Below are 2,549 nucleotides of genomic sequence, written 5' to 3'. Positions count from 1 at the left end.
GAGCTCCGGATTGTGATTCCGGCGGTCGAGGGTTCGAGCCCCTTCGCCCACCCCATCGGCCCTTCTTTTCAAACCATCCAATTTTCACTCCCATGATTGTTGATCCTTCAGCATCTTTATAAATGTGTCGTATTTTGCCTGATAAAAATCAACCAGCTGCCGGTTAGGTTCTATCCGTTCTTGGTAGCGACTCATGGCTCTTATGGCATCCTCGATACTGTCGTAGATATCAGCGGCCACCGACCCGGTGATGGCTCCGGACAGCAGCATGTTTTCTTTCTCTTCGGGAATGGCTGCCGGAATATTGAGTATGTTGATATGTTCAGTGAGCAGTAGTTGGTTCTTTGCCAATCCCCCGGTGGGGATGAGCAGTTCAACATGATAACCGGCTTTTTTTAACTTCTCTAGCTGATAGCGTGCATCCAGGGCCAGGGCCTGAATACTGGCAAGATACAACACAGCAAGCGACTGATGACTTTTATCCAGGGTGAGGCCGGTAATCATACCTCGCTGTGGTTGATCCACTTCAGGTGCGTCAAAGTAAGGGAGCATATGAAGGTGCGCTGTCAGTTTGCTCACACCTTCAGCGTATTCCGATCGATTGTTACCAGCCAGCTCATAGAGAATCTGGTTAAGGTATTCATGAACCCCGATACCCAGGCTGACAGAGATATCATGGATTGAGCTGTAAGCCGGGTGTGAGGTAATGATGTGATCAATAAAGGCGCCTGCCGCAGTTTGCCTGGCATATATCAACCAGTAACCTTCCAGTACCGAAGGATAGGGGCCATCTGTCCCATCGCAGGTTAACATATCCCTGCTGAAGGCGACGTAGTTGGATGAAATTCCACCAATAAAACTGACTCTTCTGGTAATACAGTCCAGTGGTTGCTGGCTGCCCTGGTGATTGTCGGCAAGTATGGTGGCGAGGGTACCGCCATAGGCATCAACGATACCTGTGGAAACCGGGATTCCCTGTTTGAGGTTTAGTTGGTCAGCGGCACTTTTGCACAGGCCATCCCCGATTGCTGCAGCAATCTCAAGGGATTTACCCTTGAATCGCTCCTCAATATCCATATTCAGTTGGGCTGCAGCATCTTTGGTAAAGATATGACTGGTCGAATCAGGGGTTCTGGTCAGGCAGGCCGTTAACTTCCAGGTGACATAATCATAGAGGTCGAGGATGCAGGTGGCGGCTTGCCAGGTTTCCGGGGCACATTGGAAGAGCCAGAGTAATTTACTGCAGTTACTCCTGGCGTTGATGCCAGAGCCAGCATAGCCAAATAGTCCCGGGTACTCTCTGGTTATAACGGCAGCCTGTTGACTGGCGCGGCTGTCCATCCAGCCAAACGTGTCCGCACGATTACTCCCGGGCAGGTGAACGGGTTGCATCTGCTGGTCCAGCAGAACCAGGGAGTAGGTGGTATCAATACCAATTCCTTTAATATCCTCTTGATTCAGAGGGTGTTCCGAGACTAATCGATTAACGCTGGTTACCAGTGCTTCCCAGATATTCTCGGAACAGAACTCCATGGTACTGGCTGTTTTCCAGATCAGAAGTGGCTCTTCATTATGGGCAAGGACACGCCCTTCCAGTGAAACAAAAGCGCTGCGCAAACTGTGGGTGCCAACATCAATACTGAGTAAAACAGGTCGCATTTGTGATAATGTCCTTGAAACAGTGTCTCGGTAAGAATAGCTTTGTTCCTGCATTTGGACAGGGGCGTTCGGGGTCATCAGCAAGGTGGGTAAATTCATGCGCATGAGCAGGATAATTGGGCATCGGGGGCTGGCTGGAGAGGCTCCGGAAAATACCCTGGCAGGCATTAGACTGGCTGCTGAGTACGGGCTGAAGTGGGTAGAGGTGGACGTTACTTTGTTAGGTGATGGTACTACTGTGCTTTTTCATGACCGCCGACTGAACCGTACCACCAATAAAAACGGTCGGCTGCAGTCGTTAACCTGCTCTGAGCTGGAAACAATAGATGCGGGAAGCTGGTTTTCTGAGCAATTTTCGGGAGAGAAGATTCCTCAACTTGGAGCGGCGCTTAAACTCATAAAAGAACTTGGGCTTGGTGTGAACCTTGAGCTGAAAACCAATGGCTGTTCAGAGCCGAAGTTGGTAGAAACGGTAGTAAAGACCATTGCCGAGGTTGAGTTTCTAAAAGATCGGCTTCTGGTTTCCAGCTTTAATTATCGGGCACTTGTCCGTTTTTCAGATTGTTCCGATATTCAGGTTGGCTGTTTGTTTGAGCGGCTGCCGGTGAACTGGCACAAGAAAGCATTGCGGGTCAATGCTGTATCCATCCATCTGAGCAGCAAGCGAACGTCAAAACGACAAATTTCACGGGTGAAGTCCAAAGGCTATGAACTTTATTGCCACACGGTTAATTCTCTGACGGTTGCCAGACAACTTATTGATGATGGCGTGGATGGTGTTTTCTCCGATTACCCTTTGCCAGATGACTAAAGGCGTAGCATCCTGGCAGCACGCCTAGGAGGCTGTCCGAGAATAGACTGCCCTGCTGCGGCGACAGCAAATTGGTCTA

2 protein-coding genes are annotated in these 2,549 nt (G+C 49.9%); one reads left to right on the top strand and one right to left on the bottom strand.

The window, feature by feature from the left end; genetic code table 11:
- Positions 1-84: 84 nt before the first annotated feature.
- Entirely contained in the window at positions 85-1,659 is a 1,575-nt protein-coding gene (locus KDK15_RS19090) for an FGGY-family carbohydrate kinase (RefSeq protein ID WP_257296987.1), read from the bottom strand.
- Positions 1,660-1,762: 103 nt separating this feature from the next.
- Here KDK15_RS19090 and KDK15_RS19085 point away from each other — a divergent pair, with 103 nt between their 5' ends.
- Positions 1,763-2,470, top strand: a complete 708-nt coding sequence (locus tag KDK15_RS19085) for a glycerophosphodiester phosphodiesterase family protein (RefSeq protein ID WP_257296986.1) — start codon at positions 1,763-1,765, stop codon at positions 2,468-2,470.
- Positions 2,471-2,549 lie beyond the last annotated feature (79 nt).

Source organism: Endozoicomonas sp. YOMI1 (assembly GCF_024606345.1).
Taxonomy (GTDB): Bacteria; Pseudomonadota; Gammaproteobacteria; order Pseudomonadales; family Endozoicomonadaceae; genus Endozoicomonas.
This window is presented reverse-complemented; position numbering and strand designations above follow the sequence as displayed.